Genomic DNA, 15098 nt, shown 5'->3' with positions numbered 1-15098 from the left:
CCCCCCGCCCGACGGCGTCCCCTGTTCCTCGCCGGTGCCGCCCTGGTGGCGGCCACCGCGGTGGGAGCGGGTCTGCTGACGGCCGGGGGCTCCGGCGCCGGCCGGCCTCGGGAAGCGGCGGCCGACGGCCTGCGGCACACCACCGTCGGCGTCACGACCGCCGACTGCGGACACGGCTGGACCCGGGGCGAGCCCGGCAGCCAGGTCTTCGACCTGCGCAACACCTCCAGCACGGCCGCGGAGGTGTATCTGACCGACCCGCGGACGGGCGCGGTCTACGGCGAGGTCGAAGGGCTCGCCCCGGGCACCGTCCGCCCACTGCGGGTGACGCTCGGCAACGGCACGTACGCCTTCAAGTGCCTGCCTGACGACGCGGACGCCGTCACCGGCCCCACCGTCCGCATCACCGGCGCGAAGGTGCGGAGCGGTCCGGCCGCCGTGCCGGTGAGCCTCCAGGACCTCATCCCGCCGACGCTCGCGTACCAGAAGTGGATCCGGGGCCGGACCGTCGAGCTGGTGCGGAGGACGGACGTGCTGCGCGACGCCGTCGACCGCGGTGACCTCGCGGCGGCCCGTGCCGCCTGGCTGCCGGCCCATCTCGTGTACGAGCGGATGGGCGCCGCCTACGGCACGTTCGGGGACGCCGACGCGGCGATCAACGGGACGACGGCCGGGCTGTCCGGCGGCGTCCGCGACCCGGGGTTCGCCGGGTTCCACCGGGTCGAGTACGGGCTGTGGCACGGCGAGTCCGCGAGCGGTCTGCGCGGCCCGGCCGACCGTCTCGACCAGGCCGTGCGGTCCCTGCGCGACAGCTGGCCCGGCGAGCGCATGGACCCGGCCGACGTCGGGCTGCGCGCCCACGAGATCCTGGAGAACACCGTGCAGTTCGAGCTGACCGGCCGCACCGACTACGGCAGCGGCACCAACCTGGCCACCGCCCGCGCCAACCTGGACGGCACCCGGGTCCTCCTCGGCCGGCTGCGCCCGTTGCTGAGGACCCGGGACAGCGGCCTGACCGGGCTCTACGCCTGGCTGGACCGTGCCCAGCGCACGCTCGACTCCTTCCGGCACGGCGGGAAGTGGACGCCGCTGACCGGGCTCACGCGGGCGCAGCGGGAGAAGGCCGACGCCGACCTCGGCGAGCTGGTGGAGCGGCTGGCCGACGTGGCCGCGCTGACCGACGTACGGAGGACCGCGTGAAGCCCCCGGGGGTCGGCCGCCGGAGATTCCTGACCGGCGCCGCCGCGGTCACCGGGGCCGGACTGGTGGCCGCCGACCACGGCCTCGCCGCCGCCTCGCCCGCCGAGGAGAGCACCCGCGTCCCCTTCCACGGCGCCCATCAGGCCGGGATCCTCACACCGGCGCCGCGGGCCACCGCCTTCGTGTCCTTCGACGCGACCGCCGAGAACCGCGCCGAACTGGCCGAGCTGCTGCGCACGCTCACCGACCGGGCCCGCTTCCTCACCACCGGCGGCAGCCCGGACGAGTTCGGCATCACCGCCCCGCCCGCGGACTCGGGCACGCTCGGCCCGGACCTGCCCGCCGACCGGCTGACCGTCACGGTCGGCGTCGGCGCCGCACTCTTCGACGACCGCTACGGACTCGCCGCCCGCAAGCCCCGGCGGCTGACCTCGATGCCGTCCTTCCCGGACGACGACCTCGACGCCGCCTGGTGCCACGGCGATCTGAGCGTGCAGCTGTGCGCCGCCAACACGGACACCGTGCTGCACGCCCTGCGCGACCTCACCCGGCACACCCGCGGCGGGATGCAGGTGCGCTGGCGGATGGACGGGTTCATCGGCCCGCCCCGCCCCTCCGGCGCCCCGCGCAACCACTTCGGGTTCAAGGACGGCATCTCCAACCCGGACGTCACCCGCGCCCGGGAGACGGACCGCCTGGTGTGGGTGGGCGCGGACGGCGACGAGCCCGCCTGGGCGACCGGCGGCAGCTACCAGGTCGTACGGCTGATCAGGATGCTGGTGGAGTTCTGGGACCGGGTCTCGATCACCGAGCAGGAGCGGATGTTCGGACGGGCCCGGGACACCGGCGCCCCGCTGGACGGACGGCACGAGCACGACACCCCGCAGTATGCCCAGGATCCCAAGGGCGACGTCATCCCGCTGGACAGCCACATCCGGCTCGCCAACCCGCGCACGAGCGCCACCGACGACCAGCGCATCCTGCGCCGCGGCTACCACTACGACCGCGGCACCGACAGCAACGGCAACCTGGACATGGGGCTGCTGTTCTGCTGCTACCAGCAGGACCTGGCGAGGCAGTTCGAAGCCGTGCAGAAGCGGCTGGCCGGCGAGCCGCTGGTCGACTACGTCACGCCGTTCGGCGGCGGCTACTTCTTCGCGCTGCCCGGGGTGCGGGACACCTCCGACTGGCTGGGACGCGGCCTGCTGGCGTGACCGCGCCCGTATGGCCGCCGGACCAAGACCGGGTCAAGACACCATGAGAATCTTCTGACCATTCGTTCGCTCGCCGGTCATTGCCGCTCCCCCGACGGGCCGCCACCATGGCACACGATTCGGCCATGGACATCACGCCACGTATGGGCGTGGCAGCGGAACTCGGTGCTCCCGGAAGGCAAGACAGATGATCGGCAGCGGAAGGACCTCCGGCGCGCGACGCCGGTTGACGCGCGTAGGCGCCCTGCTGGGCGCGGCCGCCCTGGCCACGGCCGGCGGAGCCGTCCCGGCGGCGGCCTCGGCGCACGGCGGCCACGGCCACGGCCACGGCGGCACGCACACCGCCACGCCGATCAAGCACATCGTCGTGCTCTACCAGGAGAACGTCTCCTTCGACCACTACTTCGCCACCTACCCCAAGGCCGCCAACACCGACGGCACCAGGTTCAAGGCGGCGGCGCACACCCCGAAGGCGGACAACCTCCTCAACTCCGGGCTGCTGACCAGGAACCCGAACCTGTACACGCCCAAGCGGCTCACCCCGGCGCAGGCGATGACCTGCGACCAGAACCACTCCTACGGCCCCGAGCAGTACGCGGCGAACGGCGGCAAGGCCGACAAGTACGTCGAGAACACCGAGGTCAGCAAGTGCACCGGGCTGTTCGGCGAGCCCGGCCTGGTGATGGACTACTACGACGGCAACACCGTCACCGGCCTGTGGAACTACGCCCAGCACTACGCCATGAGCGACCGCTCCTTCAGCTCGGTCTACGGCCCCTCCACGCCCGGTGCCCTCAACCTGATCTCCGGCCAGACGCACGGCGCCGTCTCCGTGGACCCGGCCTCCGGCACCGAGCACCCGCAGCAGACGCCGACGCCGGACCCGTACACCGTCCTCTCCCCGGACGCCAAGGGCGTGGGCACGGTCGTCAACGACCCCGACCCGGCCTACGACGACTGCTCCGACAAGGACCACACCAGCACCAACGCCCTCGCCGCCCTGCAGGGCAGGAACATCGGTGACCTCCTCAACTCCCGGCATGTGAGCTGGGGTTGGTTCCAGGGCGGCTTCCGTCCCTCCACCGCGTGGGACGGCAAGAGCGGCGACTACGCCAAGTGCGGCGGCGCCACGCACACCAACGTCGGCGGCGCGGCCGTGGTGGACTACAGCCCGCACCACTCCCCGTTCCAGTACTACAGGTCCACCTCGAACCCGCACCACCTGGCGCCGAAGAACATCGCCGAGATCGGCCACAACGGGCGCGCGAACCACAACTACGACCTGACGGACTTCGACGCCGCCCTCAAGGCCGGCAACCTGCCCGCCGTCAGCTTCCTGAAGGCCGCCGAGTACCAGGACGGTCACGCCGCCTACTCGGACCCGACGGACGAGCAGCACTTCCTGGTCAAGGAGATCAACGCGCTGCAGAAGTCGCCGGAGTGGAGGTCGACCGCGGTCGTGGTCGCCTACGACGACTCCGACGGCTGGTACGACCACGTCACCTCGAAGGTCCTCAACGGCTCCAAGGACTCCACGACCGGCTCCAACGGCAAGGCCCTGGACGGCCCCGACTGCCAGGCCGGTCCGGCGGCCGCGGGCGGCTACGCGGACCGCTGCGGGCCCGGCACCCGTCAGCCGCTGCTGGTCATCTCGCCCTACAGCAAGGTGAACTCGGTCGACCACACCGCCACCGAGCAGACCTCGATCACGAAGTTCATCGAGGACAACTGGCACACCGGCCGCATCGGCGACGCCTCCTTCGACGAGCGCGCCGGCAGCCTGACCGGCATGTTCGACTTCAAGCACCCCAACAACAAGCAGGTGCTGCTGAACACCGACGGCTCGGTCAGGTCCGTGCGGCCGATCCCGCGCCACTACGCCCACGCGGCGTCGTCGGCCGCCGCGCACGCGCCGTACCCGGCGTACGTCCAGGACCTCAAGGCCCAGAACGTCGCCGACGACACCTCCGCCTCCCCGGCCCTGCCGATCGCCATCGGCGCGGGCGTCGTGACCGCGGGAGCCATGACCACGCTGTTCACCCTGCGCCGCCGCAGGGCGCGTGCGGGGGCCCCGAGGGCCGCCGCGTAGCGGCTGCTCCCCTCCGACGAACCCCCGACGAACCGAGACGGTCCCGGCCACCCACTGGCCGGGACCGTCTCGCTTTCCTACCTGTGGCGTACGCGGGTTGCCTCCGAGGCAAATACCCCCAGGGGTATTTCAGTCACCCGTCGAGCCGCCCTACCCTCGTCGGCAAGATACCCCCGGGGGTAATTGAGGAGGCAACGAAATGGCCCGTGAAGCACCAGTCGACGAGGTCGCGGCCGCCTGGGCCGAGGGCGCACTCGTCGTCGACGTACGAGAGCCCGACGAGTACGCGGCCGGACACGTCCCGGGGGCCCGGCTGATGCCGCTGCACACCGTGCCCGCCCACTGCGGTGAACTGCCCGCCGACCGGACCGTGTTCGTCATCTGCGCCAGTGGCAACCGCAGCAGGAGCGCGGCCGACTGGATGACCTCACGGGGCATCGACGCCTACTCCGTGACCGGCGGCACCCTCGCCTGGGCCCGCGGCGGCCGCCCGATCGCCTCCGGCTCGTCCGAGCGTGCGGCCTGACCTCCGTCCTCGTCCCGCACACCGGCCAGTTGGGAAGGAGCACCGCCTTGGCCACCACACCCTCCCCCACCGACACTCCGATCTCCGGCCGTCACCGCGTCGCCGTCATCGGCGGCGGCAGCGCCGGCATCGGCGTCGCCGCCCGCCTGCGCCGCGCCGGCGTCAGCGACATCACCCTGATCGAGCCCTCCGACACCCACTGGTACCAGCCGCTGTGGACCCTGGTCGGCGGCGGCCAGGCACCCCTGCGGACCACCCGCCGCCCCGAGGGGTCGGTGATACCGGACGGTGTGCGCTGGATCCGCCGCCGCGCCTTGGCCGTGAACCCCGGGGCCCGCACGGTGTCCCTGTCCGGCGACAGTGAACTCACCTACGAGCACCTGGTGGCGGCGCCCGGCCTGCAACTCGACTGGGACGGCGTGCCGGGCCTGGCCGAAGCCGTCGGACACGACCGGGTGAGCAGCAACTACGCGCCCGAGTTCGCCCCGCGCACCTGGGAGCTCATCCGGCGGCTGCGGTCCGGCACGGCGGTCTTCACCCACCCGGCGTCCGCCGACGTACGGTGACCTCGGTCCGGACGCCGGGCGCACAGGGAACAATCCGGGTTCGCGTGACGCTGTGACTTACACCTACGTATACCCGGCCGGGTATACGAGTCCGAGACGGTGTCCGCCCGGATCGCCGTCCTGCGGCCCAGGAGTGTGAGAACGATGACGACGACAGGGCGTGACCGGCCGCCCGCGGCCGAGGACACCTCTCTCGTGACGGCCTGCGGTCGCAGGATCGCCGTACGGCGCCTGCGGCTCGTGCCCGCGGACCGGCCCATCGGCCGGGTCACGCTGGACGTCGGCCGGGACCAGGGCGGCGAACCGGGAGCGTGGGCGGCCCTCACCGCCCACGAGGCCCGCGACCTGGCCCGACTCCTCCTGCTCCACGCCGGCCTGGTGGAACAGGACACCACACCCACCGAGCCGCCACGACAGGGTTCCCCGTCCGCCTGACTCCGCCGCCGGTCCGGACCGCGGTCGCCGGAAGCTGCCGGTCGCCGAGGAGTGCCAGGGGGGCACCAGAGCACCGGGTTGCCCGACGAATGACGTGCGCGTCAGGCGACGGCTCGCCGGTGGCCCTGGTGCCCGGCGACGCCCGCCGCTGTCGGACACCAGCGAGCGGCTGGACGCTGCTCGTCGATCAGGCGGCACCCCCGCGGACAGGCGCGCGCAACGACGTCGAGGCCGCCGTCGGGGGCCCGGCCGGCTCCCCGCGATCGGCGCCCCCTTCCCGTACGGCGCAGGCGAGTTCGTCGGCGCCGAGACGTACAGGTCGCCGGGGCTGCCGTGCAGGGGACGCCTCCCCCATGGATGCAGCAGAGCAGCCCCGTGGGCACGGTGCGCCCGGAGAGCAGGTCGCCCACCCCGAACGACTCGTCATCGGGATGGGCGACCACCGCCAGCACGCGCCGCACCTCGTCCGGCACACCGGACCCGCTGCCGGTCATCTCATGTGTAGATGATCTGGCCGCCGGCCGCGTGTTCGTAGAACTCGCCGACCGTAATGATCCCCTGGACCTGTTCGACCAGGTCGTCCTCGGCGAGTTCGAAGAGGTCGACGGACGCCTTGCAGGCGTAGATGCCGGCGCCGGTGTCGGCGATCATCTCGATGAACTCGGGGATGGGCGGGATGTCGAGCCGGTCCATCTTGCGCTCCATGTACCGGGTGACCAGGTCGGGGACGCCGGGCATGCCGCCGAGCAGGGTCGGCAGGTGCAGGCCGGGATTGCCGACGGTGGCGAGCTTGATGTGCTCCCAGTGCTTCTTCGTGATCGCGTCGAGGCCGAAGAAGGTGAAGAACAGATCGGCCTCGATGCCCTCGGCGCGGGCGCCGTTGGCCATGATCAGGGCCGGGTAGATCCCTTCCAGGGACCCCTTGGAGACGATGATCGAGACCTTCTCGATCGTGGCGGTGTCGGCCATGGCAGGCATGCTCCTCAGATGCAGCCGCGCGGCTTGGGGATCCCGGCGATCTTCGCGGCGGTCTTCGCCGGGCCCTTCGGGAAGAGCTGGTAGAGCTCCTTGACGCTCACGCCCGAGGTCTTGCCGAGCACGCGCACGGTGGGCCCGGTGCCCTTGGCCGCGTACTGCTCGCGCATGAAGCGGATGACGATCCAGTGCCGGTCGGTCAGCGTGTCGATGCCGGCTCCCCTGGCGATCTGCTCGGCCATGGTCTCGGTCCAGCGGGCCGGGTCGGTGAAGAACCCCTCGTCGTCGACCGGGATGTCGGTGTTGTCGTAGGTGACGGTGGGCATGACGGTCCCCTCCTTTCAGCGGGAGACGCTGCGCTTGCCGTGCTCGGGCATCGCCGAGCCGATGCCGGGCAGCTCCCGGCCGGGCAGCAGGCTGCGCCAGTACAGCCACTCGAAGGCCAGCTTGCCGAGGTGGGCGGCGTGCGACTCCTTCAGCAGCGGCAGCCCCACCGGTCCCGGGAAGTGGCCGGGCAGCGGCTCGGTGTCGTAGTTGAAGTCGATCAGCAGCGCCTTGTGGAAGCCGGTCTCCACGAAACAGTTGGCGTGTCCGTCGAAGGAGGCGTCGAGCGGCTCTCCGGCGAGGTGGCGGCCGATGTTGCGCACCAGCACCTCACCCTCGAAGTGGGCCACCGAGCCGGCCTTGGAGGCGGGCAGTCCGGCCGCGTCCCCGATCGCGAACACCTCCGTACGGTCCGGGTGCTGGAGGGTGTGCGGGTCGACCGGCACGAAGCCCAGTTCGTCGCCCAGCCCGTCGGAGCGCTCCACGTACGCGGCGCCGCCGTGCAGGGGCACCACGACCGCCAGGTCGAACGGCACCTCACGCTCGTCGTACGACACCAGCCGACCCCCGGCCCCGTCGACCTCGCCGAGCGTGAACTCGGTGACCAGTTCGACGCCCTTCTCCTTCAGCAGCCCGCTCAGCGCCCTCGCGGCGACCGGCTTGGTGAACGCGCCGTCGAGCGGGGTGGCGTACGTCAGCTCGACCCGGTCCCGGACACCGCGTTGCCGGAAGTACCAGTCCGCCAGAAAGGCGAACTCCAGCGGCGCCACGGGGCACTTGAGGGGCAGGTCGGCGACGTCGACCACCAGTCGGCCGCCCTCGAAGCGGTCCAGCGCCCGGTGCAGACCCACGGCGCCGGGCAGGTCGTAGAAGGTGAAGACCTTCTCGCCCCAGCCGGGGCCGGTGAGCCCCTCGGTCTCCTCCGGCAGCAGCCTGGCCCCGGTGGCGACCACGAGGACGTCGTAGCCGAGGCGGATACCGCCGCCGAGGTGCACCGTCCGCGCGTCCAGGTCGACCCGCTCGATGCGCGCCATCTTGTAGTCGACCGCGGGATCGAGCTGCCGCGGGCGGGGGCGCACGAGGTGGTCGGGCCGGGCGAGTCCGAAGGGCACGAACAGCAGGCCGGGCTGGTAGAGGTGGTCGTCGTCCTGGTCGACGACCGTGACCCTGCACCGGCTCCGGTCGTACGTGCGACACAGGCGGTTCGCCGTCATGGTGCCGGCGGTTCCGCCGCCGAGAATCACGATGTGTTTGCCCATGTCCCCACTGTCGTGCGGGAGATGGGAGCGGGGCATGGGCCGGTGGGCCCGGCCGGGTACCCACCTGGGTATGCCCTCGGCCGGGCCCACCGGCCCACGGCCCGCTTGCGACCGGTGGGAACCGCCCGATAAAATACCCGCCAGGGTATATCGCGGCGCACCCGGGCACGAGGGCCGAACGGCCCCCGGCGCACCCCGTCCGCCCCTCGCCCTCCACCGCACCCTGCGGTCGACTGGATTCCGGAACAGCGGACACCAGCGAGAAGGGATCGGCCATGAGCGGCAGCGCACCGCAGACCCTCGACACGGACCGGACCGGGTCCATGGACGTGCATCGCCTGGAGGTCGTCCACGTCGAGGGCGACGCCTACACCGTGGACGTCCGCGAGCACCGTCTCCGGGTGGACCAGCCCCTGGAGGCGGGGGGCACCGACACCGCGCCCACCCCCACCGAACTGTTCGCCGCGTCCCTGGCCACCTGCGTGGCCTACTACGCCGGCCGCTACCTGCACCGGCACGGCCTGCCCCAGACCGGCCTGCGGGTCCGCACCGAGTTCACCATGGCCTCCGACCGACCGCCGCGCGTCGCCTCCGTGCGCCTCGTCGTGGTGCCACCGCCCGAGCTGCCAGAGCGGCGCCGCGCGGCCCTGCTGGCGGTGGCATCGCGCTGCACGGTCCACAACACCCTGCACCAGCCGCCCGAGGTCGACGTCGAGCTGGAGCCATGAGCACCTCCCCGCCGACGGTCTCCTCGGCACTGCTGGACCGCATCCGGAGCGGCCTCATCGGTGACGACGGGGTACTGGAGGGCCCGTTCGGCCCGAAGCGGATCGTCTACGCCGACTACACCGCCTCCGGGCGCTCCCTCGACTTCATCGAGGACTTCGTCCGCGAGCAGGTGCTGCCGGGGTACGGCAACACCCACACCGAAAGCTCCAGCACCGGCCTGCGGACGACACGGCTGCGCGAGGACGCCCGCCGGATCATCCGGGACGCGGTGGGCGGCACCGAGGACGACCTCGTGGTCTTCTGCGGCTCGGGCGCCACCGCCGCGGTCAACAAGCTGGTCGGCATCCTGGAGCTGCGCCGCCCCGGCCGACCGCCGGCGGACGAGCGGCCCGTGGTGTTCGTGGGCCCCTACGAGCACCACTCCAACGAACTTCCCTGGCGCGAGTCCGTCGCCGACGTCGTGGTCATCGACGAGGACGCCGACGGCCACATCGACCCCGTCCGGCTCGAAGCGGCCCTGCGACGGTACGCCGGCCGCCCGCTGCTGATCGGCAGCTTCTCCGCCGCCTCGAACGTGACCGGCATCCTCACCGACACCGACCGCATCGCCGCACTGCTGCACGCGCACGGCGCCCTGTCCTTCTGGGACTACGCGGCCGCCGCCCCGTACGTCCCGGTCCGCATGGCGGCGAGCGCTCCGGGCGCCGGGGACCACAAGGACGCGTTGTTCCTGTCCCCGCACAAGTTCGTCGGCGGTCCCCAGACCCCTGGTGTGCTCGTGGTGCGGCGCGAGCTGGTGCGCAACCGGGTGCCCACCGTCCCGGGCGGCGGCACGGTCGCCTTCGTCGGCCCGCTCGGCCACCGCTACCTCGACGACCCGGTGGCCCGCGAGGAGGGCGGTACCCCGGCGATCGTCGAGTCCATCCGGGCCGGACTCGTCTTCGCCCTCAAACAGGCCGTCGGCACCGACGTCATCCAGGCCGCCGAGGAGCGCCACTGGAGACAGGCGCTCACACACTGGGACCGCAACCCCGGTATCGAGATCCTCGGCGACCACCACGCCCGTCGGCTGTCCATCGTCTCCTTCCGCGTCCGCCACGGCGGACACACCTACCTGCACCACAACTATGTCGTCGCCCTGCTCAACGACGTCTTCGGCATCCAGGCCCGCGGCGGCTGTTCCTGCGCCGGCCCCTACGGCCACCGCCTGCTCGCCATCGACCCGGTCACCTCCCACGCCCTGCTCGACGAGATCGACCGCGGCTGCGACGGCATCAAGCCCGGCTGGATCCGCGTCAACTTCAACTACTTCATCAGCGACACCGTCCGCGACTACCTCATCGACGCCGTCGACCTGGTCGCCCGCCACGGACACCGGCTCCTGCCCGAGTACCGCTTCGATCCGCACACCGGCCAGTGGCACCACCGCGGCGGATCCCCAGAGCCCCCGCTGCGACTGACCGACGTGCGCTTCGCGGCCGACGGCCGGCTCACCACCCCCTCCCCGCGCCGGCACCGGCTGGGCGAGGAGGCGCTGGCCGGCCAGCTGGACCGCGCCCGCGAGGTGCTGGCCGCTCGCGCGGACCGTCTCGACGACGGCCCCACCGGGCTGCCGGCCGACTTCGAGTCCATGCGCTGGTTCCCGCTGCCGCCCGGCTGCGTGGAACAAAGCCGTACCGGCACCGGTTGAATCCGTCACAGATACCCCACCGGGTATACAGGAGCGGAGGGAAGACCCATGCCGACCGTCGAACTGACCAAGGACAACTTCGAGGAGACCGTCACCGGCTCCGAGATCGTGCTCATCGACTTCTGGGCCGCCTGGTGCGGACCGTGCCGCATGTTCGCCCCCGTCTACGAGAAGGCGGCCGAGAACCACCCGGACATCGTCTTCGGCAAGGTCGACACCGAGGCCCAGCCCGAACTCGCCGCCGCCTTCCGGATCTCCTCGATCCCCACACTGATGGCCGTCCGCGACCGGACCGTCCTGTACTCGGAGCCCGGCGCACTGCCCCCGCGGACGCTGGAGGAACTCATCGGGAGGGTCCGCGCCGTCGACATGGACGACGTGCGCCGCGAGGCTGCCGCCGGACCAGCGGAAGCGAACTGACGACCGGGGCGCCCGTGGAGCGGGAAGGGCGCCCCGGAACGCCGGGTCAGCGGTCTCGGAGAGCGGCCAGGGCGGCGTCGAGGTCGGCCGCGCGCGGGCGGTTGTGCGGCAGCTTGCCGAGGACGACCGCCATGCCGCAGGTGTTGGTGAGGGCGGAGAAGACCAGCCCGCCCGCGATGCCGGCCGAGATCAGCAGGAGGGCCGGATGCACCAGCACGCCGAGCAGGAGCCCCAGGAGCACGAGGGTCCCGGCCGTGAACCGGACCTGGCGTTCCATGCTCCAGCCGGCGCGGGTGTCGCAGGCCGCGGGCGTGTGCAGATCGTGCCCCTCCGAGGCCCAGGCGCCGGTACCGCCGGTGAGAGTGGCCGTGGTGACGCCCTCCTCGGCCAGCAGCTTGCAGGCGTTCTCCGAGCGGGCGCCCGAGGCGCACACGACGAGCACGTCGCCCCGGCCGGCCGCGTGCCGTATCTCCGGCAGCGCCCGCCGCACGTGGTCGAGGGGGATGTTGAGTGCGCCGGGCAGGTGGCCGGAGGCGTACTCGGCGGGTGTGCGCACGTCGATGACGGTCAGTTCGTGCAGCCGGGTGCGGGCCTGGTCGACACCGAAGGCGACGGGGGCGGGGGAGTTGGTCATGGCAGATGTGATCCTTAATGGTCGACACCGTCCCGAATCGGGACGTACAGTACCCCTAGGGGTATTTTTCGAGGAGTGATCGTGGAACTGGAGCTTGAGGGCGCGGATCTGAAGGCCGTGCTGAACCGGCTGCGCCGTGCGCAGGGTCAGATCTCCGGAGTGATCCGGATGATCGAGGAGGGACGCGACTGCGAGGACGTCGTCACGCAGCTCGCCGCCGCCTCGCGTGCGCTGGACCGGGCCGGTTTCGCGATCATCGCGACGGGGCTCCAGCAGTGCGTGACGGACATGGAGTCCGGCCGTAAGAACGGCGAGGACCCGGAGGCGATGCGCGCCCGGCTGGAGAAGCTGTTCCTGTCCCTGGCCTGAGAGGCACCAGCCACGGCGGCCCTCACAGCAGCGCGTCGATCAGCATGAGGCCCGCCACCGCCAGCAGCACCAGCGCGAAGACCCGCTGGAGCGTGCGCCCGGAGACCTTCGCGGAGAGCCGCTTCCCGTCCCAGGCGCCGAGCACGGCGGCGGCGACGAACGGCCCGACGACGGCCCAGTCCAGGCCCCCGGCCGTGCCGGCGCGCATCGACAGCGCGGCCAGCGAGTTGACGGTGATGACCAGCAGGCTGGTGCCCACGGCGTCACGCATCCGCATCCCGAGCACCCCCACCAGCGCCGGTACGGCGAGAAAGCCGCCGCCGACGCCGAGGACACCGGTGACCGCGCCCAGCCCGGCACCCGCCGCCGCGGCCCGCCCCGGCCGCACCGGCGTGCGGCTCTCCGCGGCGTGCCGGGAGCGCAGCATGCGCACGGCGGCCAGTCCCGCGACCACGGCGAACGCGGCCGTCAGCACGGCCGCCGGGATCCGGTCGGCGAGCGCGCCGCCCAGCATCGCCGGGCCGATCCCGGCCGCCGCGAACAGCAGCCCCGTACGCCACCGCACATGGCCGTCGCGAGCGTGCGCGACGAGTGCCGTGACGGAGGTGAGGGTGACGATGACCAGGCTCGCGGTCGTGGCGCCGACCGGGCTGAAGCCGAGCAGGTAGATCAGGGCCGGGACGGCCAGGACGCTGCCGCCGCCCCCGAGCGCGCCGAGCGCCAGGCCGACGACCGCTCCGGCGGCCAGGGCGAGCACGAGTGCGCTCACGCGACGGTGCCGTTCTGTCCCCGGGTGTCCACGACCGGCAGCCCTGCCGCGGCCCAGTCCCGCATCCCGCCGACCACGTCGACGGCCTGCGCGCCGCGCGCGACGAGCAGTTCGGCGGCCTGCCGGGAGCGGTTGCCGGAGCGGCAGATCACTATCAGGGGCCGCGCCTGCGCCCGGCCGGGCAGTCCGGCGCCGGCGGTCAGCGCGGACAGCGGCAGGTGCACGGCGCGCGGGGCGTGCCCGGCCTGCCACTCCCAGGGTTCGCGGACGTCGAGCAGCACGGCGTCACCGCCGCCGTCGGCACTGTCGTGCCCGGTGCGTACGGCCGCCTCCCGCACGCTCACGCGCCCAGGGCCGCCCCGGGCCCGTCGGAAGATGCTCATCTCGGTTTCTGGCTCCTTTGCGTCACGTCGTCAGGGAAGATCGGCGCGCCTCTGCGGCGGCCGGCGCCGTCAGGGGGTCCGGAGGGTGAGTCCCGCCTTCTCGGCGGAGTCGAAGGAGTCGTCCACGGCGACGACGTGCCGGCCGACGGCGTCCAGCAGGGAGGCGGCGATGGCGGCGCGCATGCCGCCCGCGCAGTGCACCCACACCTCGCCGTCGGGAACCTCGCCGAGACGGCGGTGCAGGGTGTGGACCGGGATGTGGACCGAGCCCTCGACATAGCCGTCGGCCCGCTCCGACGCGCGGCGCACGTCGAGGACGACGACGTCCGCGGACCGAGCCGCCAGGTCGGCGAAGGTGGCCCGCGCAAAGGAGGCCAGGCTCTCGCCCGCGCGCACCCACTCGGCCGGCCCGCCGGTGGCCGCGGCGGCCGGCCTGTCGATGCCGACCCGCACCAACTCGCGCTGGGCGGAGGCAAGTTGCCCGGGAGTCTCGGCCAGCAGCGTGACCGGCTTGCCCCAGGGGACCAGCCAGGCCAGATACGTGGCGAGCTGTCCCTCGGCCTCGAAGTTGAACGAGCCCGCCACATGCCCTTCGGCGAAGGCGACCCGGTTGCGCAGATCGACCACCCACTCCCCCGCCGCCAGCCGCGCGGCGATCTCGTCGGCGTCCGCGACGGCGGGCGGGGTCAGGTCGACGGGCGCGGGTCCGGCGGCGTTGGCCGGGCCCATGTGCGTGTAGTAGGCGGGGACGTCGTCCAGGCCGGCCAGCAGGTCGGCGACGAAGGCGTCCACGTCCCGCGTGAGCGCCTCGTTGGACACCCTCTCCTTGCCGATGGTCGTGTCGCCGCCCTCGGACTGGGCGGACGAGCAGAAGCTGCCGAAGCCGTGGGTGGGCAGGACGGCCGTCTCGTCGGGCAGTTCGGCGGCGAGCCGGTGCGCGGAGGCGTGCTGGGCGCGCGCGAGCCGTTCCGTCAGCCGGGGCTCGACCAGATCGGGGCGGCCGACGGTACCGATCAGGAGCGAGCCACCGGTGAACACCACGACCGCCGCGCCGTCCTCCTCCAGCACGTAGGAGGTGTGGTGCGGGGTGTGACCGGGCGTGGCCAGCGCGCGCAGCACCAGGCCGTCGTCGGGGTCGACGGGCGTCCGGTCACCGTCGTGCACGGGCACCCGCTCGAAGGAGACCCGTGCCTCCGCCGGAACGAGGTAGGCGGCGCCGGTGACGCGGGCGAGTTCCGGACCGCCGGTGACGTAGTCGTTGTGCACGTGGGTCTCGACGACGTGCGAGATCCGCACGCCGCGCCGGGCTGCCGCCGCGATCACCTGGTCGATATCACGCGGCGGGTCGACCGCGACCGCCGTCCGCTCACCGCCGGCGAGGTAGCTGCGGTTGCCGAGTCCCGACACCTCGATCGTGTCGACGAAGAACACGCTGTACTCCCTTCGAGTGAATAATTACCCCGGGGGGTATACATTCGAAGGTAACACAAGTACCCCCGGGGGTATTTTTGACACC

Annotated in this window: 16 protein-coding genes and 1 pseudogene; 10 read left to right on the top strand and 7 right to left on the bottom strand. The window is 72.5% G+C overall.

Features of this window, described 5'->3' with window-relative positions:
• The 6 genes and pseudogenes from EHS43_RS19810 to EHS43_RS19785 all read left to right on the top strand — a co-directional run.
• A partial coding sequence (locus EHS43_RS19810; RefSeq protein ID WP_260470619.1) for an EfeM/EfeO family lipoprotein occupies positions 1 to 1200 on the top strand: 1200 nt, incomplete at its 5' end.
• Positions 1197 to 2414 carry an iron uptake transporter deferrochelatase/peroxidase subunit gene (efeB, locus tag EHS43_RS19805; protein ID WP_125192102.1) on the top strand — a complete coding sequence of 406 codons (1218 nt, stop codon included), beginning with the start codon at positions 1197 to 1199 and terminating at the stop codon, positions 2412 to 2414. The genes EHS43_RS19810 and efeB, both read left to right, overlap by 4 nt.
• Before the next feature lie 187 nt (positions 2415 to 2601).
• Positions 2602 to 4503 (top strand): phospholipase C, encoded by a 1902-nt coding sequence (locus tag EHS43_RS19800; protein WP_125192101.1) that lies wholly within the window; start codon positions 2602 to 2604, stop codon positions 4501 to 4503.
• Between the two features lie 199 nt (positions 4504 to 4702).
• Complete coding sequence (locus EHS43_RS19795) at positions 4703 to 5029, top strand: rhodanese-like domain-containing protein (RefSeq protein ID WP_125192100.1); 327 nt, start codon at positions 4703 to 4705, stop codon at positions 5027 to 5029.
• A 47-nt stretch (positions 5030 to 5076) separates the two neighbouring features.
• Positions 5077 to 5580 (top strand): annotated as a pseudogene (locus tag EHS43_RS19790) (FAD-dependent oxidoreductase); the annotation flags it as partial.
• A 159-nt stretch (positions 5581 to 5739) separates the two neighbouring features.
• Complete coding sequence (locus EHS43_RS19785; RefSeq protein WP_125192099.1) at positions 5740 to 6030, top strand: hypothetical protein; 291 nt, start codon at positions 5740 to 5742, stop codon at positions 6028 to 6030.
• 495 nt (positions 6031 to 6525) lie between these two features.
• Here the strand turns inward: EHS43_RS19785 and EHS43_RS19780 are convergent, their stop codons facing one another.
• The 3 genes from EHS43_RS19780 to EHS43_RS19770 are packed head-to-tail and all read right to left on the bottom strand — an operon-like array spanning position 6526 to position 8588.
• On the bottom strand, positions 6526 to 6999 hold the full coding sequence (locus EHS43_RS19780; protein ID WP_125192098.1) for a DsrE/DsrF/DrsH-like family protein: 474 nt from the start codon (positions 6997 to 6999) through the stop codon (positions 6526 to 6528).
• 14 nt (positions 7000 to 7013) lie between these two features.
• Positions 7014 to 7331, bottom strand: coding sequence for a TusE/DsrC/DsvC family sulfur relay protein (locus EHS43_RS19775; RefSeq protein WP_125192097.1), 318 nt, complete (start codon positions 7329 to 7331; stop codon positions 7014 to 7016).
• A gap of 15 nt (positions 7332 to 7346) precedes the next feature.
• Positions 7347 to 8588, bottom strand: coding sequence for an NAD(P)/FAD-dependent oxidoreductase (locus tag EHS43_RS19770; protein WP_125192096.1), 1242 nt, complete (start codon positions 8586 to 8588; stop codon positions 7347 to 7349).
• Between the two features lie 275 nt (positions 8589 to 8863).
• On the opposite strand from EHS43_RS19770, the gene EHS43_RS19765 reads away from it, so the two are divergent.
• Genes EHS43_RS19765 through trxA form a run of 3 tightly spaced genes read left to right on the top strand, consistent with a single transcriptional unit; the run spans position 8864 to position 11427 of the window.
• Positions 8864 to 9316 (top strand): OsmC family protein, encoded by a 453-nt coding sequence (locus EHS43_RS19765; RefSeq protein WP_125192095.1) that lies wholly within the window; start codon positions 8864 to 8866, stop codon positions 9314 to 9316.
• Positions 9313 to 11007, top strand: a complete 1695-nt coding sequence (locus EHS43_RS19760; RefSeq protein ID WP_125192094.1) for an aminotransferase class V-fold PLP-dependent enzyme — start codon at positions 9313 to 9315, stop codon at positions 11005 to 11007. The genes EHS43_RS19765 and EHS43_RS19760 overlap by 4 nt, the downstream gene beginning before the upstream one ends.
• A gap of 48 nt (positions 11008 to 11055) precedes the next feature.
• Positions 11056 to 11427, top strand: coding sequence for a thioredoxin (gene trxA, locus EHS43_RS19755; protein WP_125192093.1), 372 nt, complete (start codon positions 11056 to 11058; stop codon positions 11425 to 11427).
• A gap of 46 nt (positions 11428 to 11473) precedes the next feature.
• Here the strand turns inward: trxA and EHS43_RS19750 are convergent, their stop codons facing one another.
• Positions 11474 to 12061 carry a rhodanese-like domain-containing protein gene (locus EHS43_RS19750; RefSeq protein ID WP_125192092.1) on the bottom strand — a complete coding sequence of 196 codons (588 nt, stop codon included), beginning with the start codon at positions 12059 to 12061 and terminating at the stop codon, positions 11474 to 11476.
• 81 nt (positions 12062 to 12142) lie between these two features.
• On the opposite strand from EHS43_RS19750, the gene EHS43_RS19745 reads away from it, so the two are divergent.
• Positions 12143 to 12430: a metal-sensitive transcriptional regulator gene (locus EHS43_RS19745; RefSeq protein ID WP_047017838.1), complete on the top strand. Its 288-nt coding sequence runs from the start codon at positions 12143 to 12145 to the stop codon at positions 12428 to 12430.
• Positions 12431 to 12452: 22 nt separating this feature from the next.
• On the opposite strand, the gene EHS43_RS19740 is transcribed toward EHS43_RS19745, so the two are convergent.
• The 3 genes from EHS43_RS19740 to EHS43_RS19730 all read right to left on the bottom strand — a co-directional run bounded on the left by EHS43_RS19740 (position 12453) and on the right by EHS43_RS19730 (position 15013).
• On the bottom strand, positions 12453 to 13199 hold the full coding sequence (locus EHS43_RS19740; RefSeq protein ID WP_125192091.1) for a sulfite exporter TauE/SafE family protein: 747 nt from the start codon (positions 13197 to 13199) through the stop codon (positions 12453 to 12455).
• Entirely contained in the window at positions 13196 to 13582 is a 387-nt protein-coding gene (locus EHS43_RS19735) for a rhodanese-like domain-containing protein (protein WP_125192090.1), read from the bottom strand. The genes EHS43_RS19740 and EHS43_RS19735 overlap by 4 nt, the downstream gene beginning before the upstream one ends.
• 69 nt (positions 13583 to 13651) lie before the next feature.
• Positions 13652 to 15013, bottom strand: a complete 1362-nt coding sequence (locus EHS43_RS19730; protein WP_125192089.1) for a rhodanese-like domain-containing protein — start codon at positions 15011 to 15013, stop codon at positions 13652 to 13654.
• Positions 15014 to 15098 lie beyond the last annotated feature (85 nt).

This window comes from Streptomyces sp. RP5T (assembly GCF_003933965.1).
In the GTDB taxonomy this organism is placed as follows: Bacteria; Actinomycetota; Actinomycetes; order Streptomycetales; family Streptomycetaceae; genus Streptomyces.
The sequence above is the reverse complement of the archived record's forward strand: the minus strand, read 5'-3'. Positions and strand labels throughout refer to the sequence as shown.

Bases quoted from the DNA above. Each gene is read 5' to 3' on its own strand.
- EHS43_RS19800 (WP_125192101.1), top strand. From the start codon at position 2,602: ATGATCGGCAGCGGAAGGACCTCCGGCGCGCGACGCCGGTTGACGCGC.
- EHS43_RS19795 (WP_125192100.1), top strand. From the start codon at position 4,703: ATGGCCCGTGAAGCACCAGTCGACGAGGTCGCGGCCGCCTGGGCCGAG.
- EHS43_RS19785 (WP_125192099.1), top strand. From the start codon at position 5,740: ATGACGACGACAGGGCGTGACCGGCCGCCCGCGGCCGAGGACACCTCT.
- EHS43_RS19780 (WP_125192098.1), bottom strand. From the start codon at position 6,999: ATGGCCGACACCGCCACGATCGAGAAGGTCTCGATCATCGTCTCCAAG.
- EHS43_RS19775 (WP_125192097.1), bottom strand. From the start codon at position 7,331: ATGCCCACCGTCACCTACGACAACACCGACATCCCGGTCGACGACGAG.
- EHS43_RS19770 (WP_125192096.1), bottom strand. From the start codon at position 8,588: ATGGGCAAACACATCGTGATTCTCGGCGGCGGAACCGCCGGCACCATG.
- EHS43_RS19765 (WP_125192095.1), top strand. From the start codon at position 8,864: ATGAGCGGCAGCGCACCGCAGACCCTCGACACGGACCGGACCGGGTCC.
- EHS43_RS19760 (WP_125192094.1), top strand. From the start codon at position 9,313: ATGAGCACCTCCCCGCCGACGGTCTCCTCGGCACTGCTGGACCGCATC.
- trxA (WP_125192093.1), top strand. From the start codon at position 11,056: ATGCCGACCGTCGAACTGACCAAGGACAACTTCGAGGAGACCGTCACC.
- EHS43_RS19750 (WP_125192092.1), bottom strand. From the start codon at position 12,061: ATGACCAACTCCCCCGCCCCCGTCGCCTTCGGTGTCGACCAGGCCCGC.
- EHS43_RS19735 (WP_125192090.1), bottom strand. From the start codon at position 13,582: ATGAGCATCTTCCGACGGGCCCGGGGCGGCCCTGGGCGCGTGAGCGTG.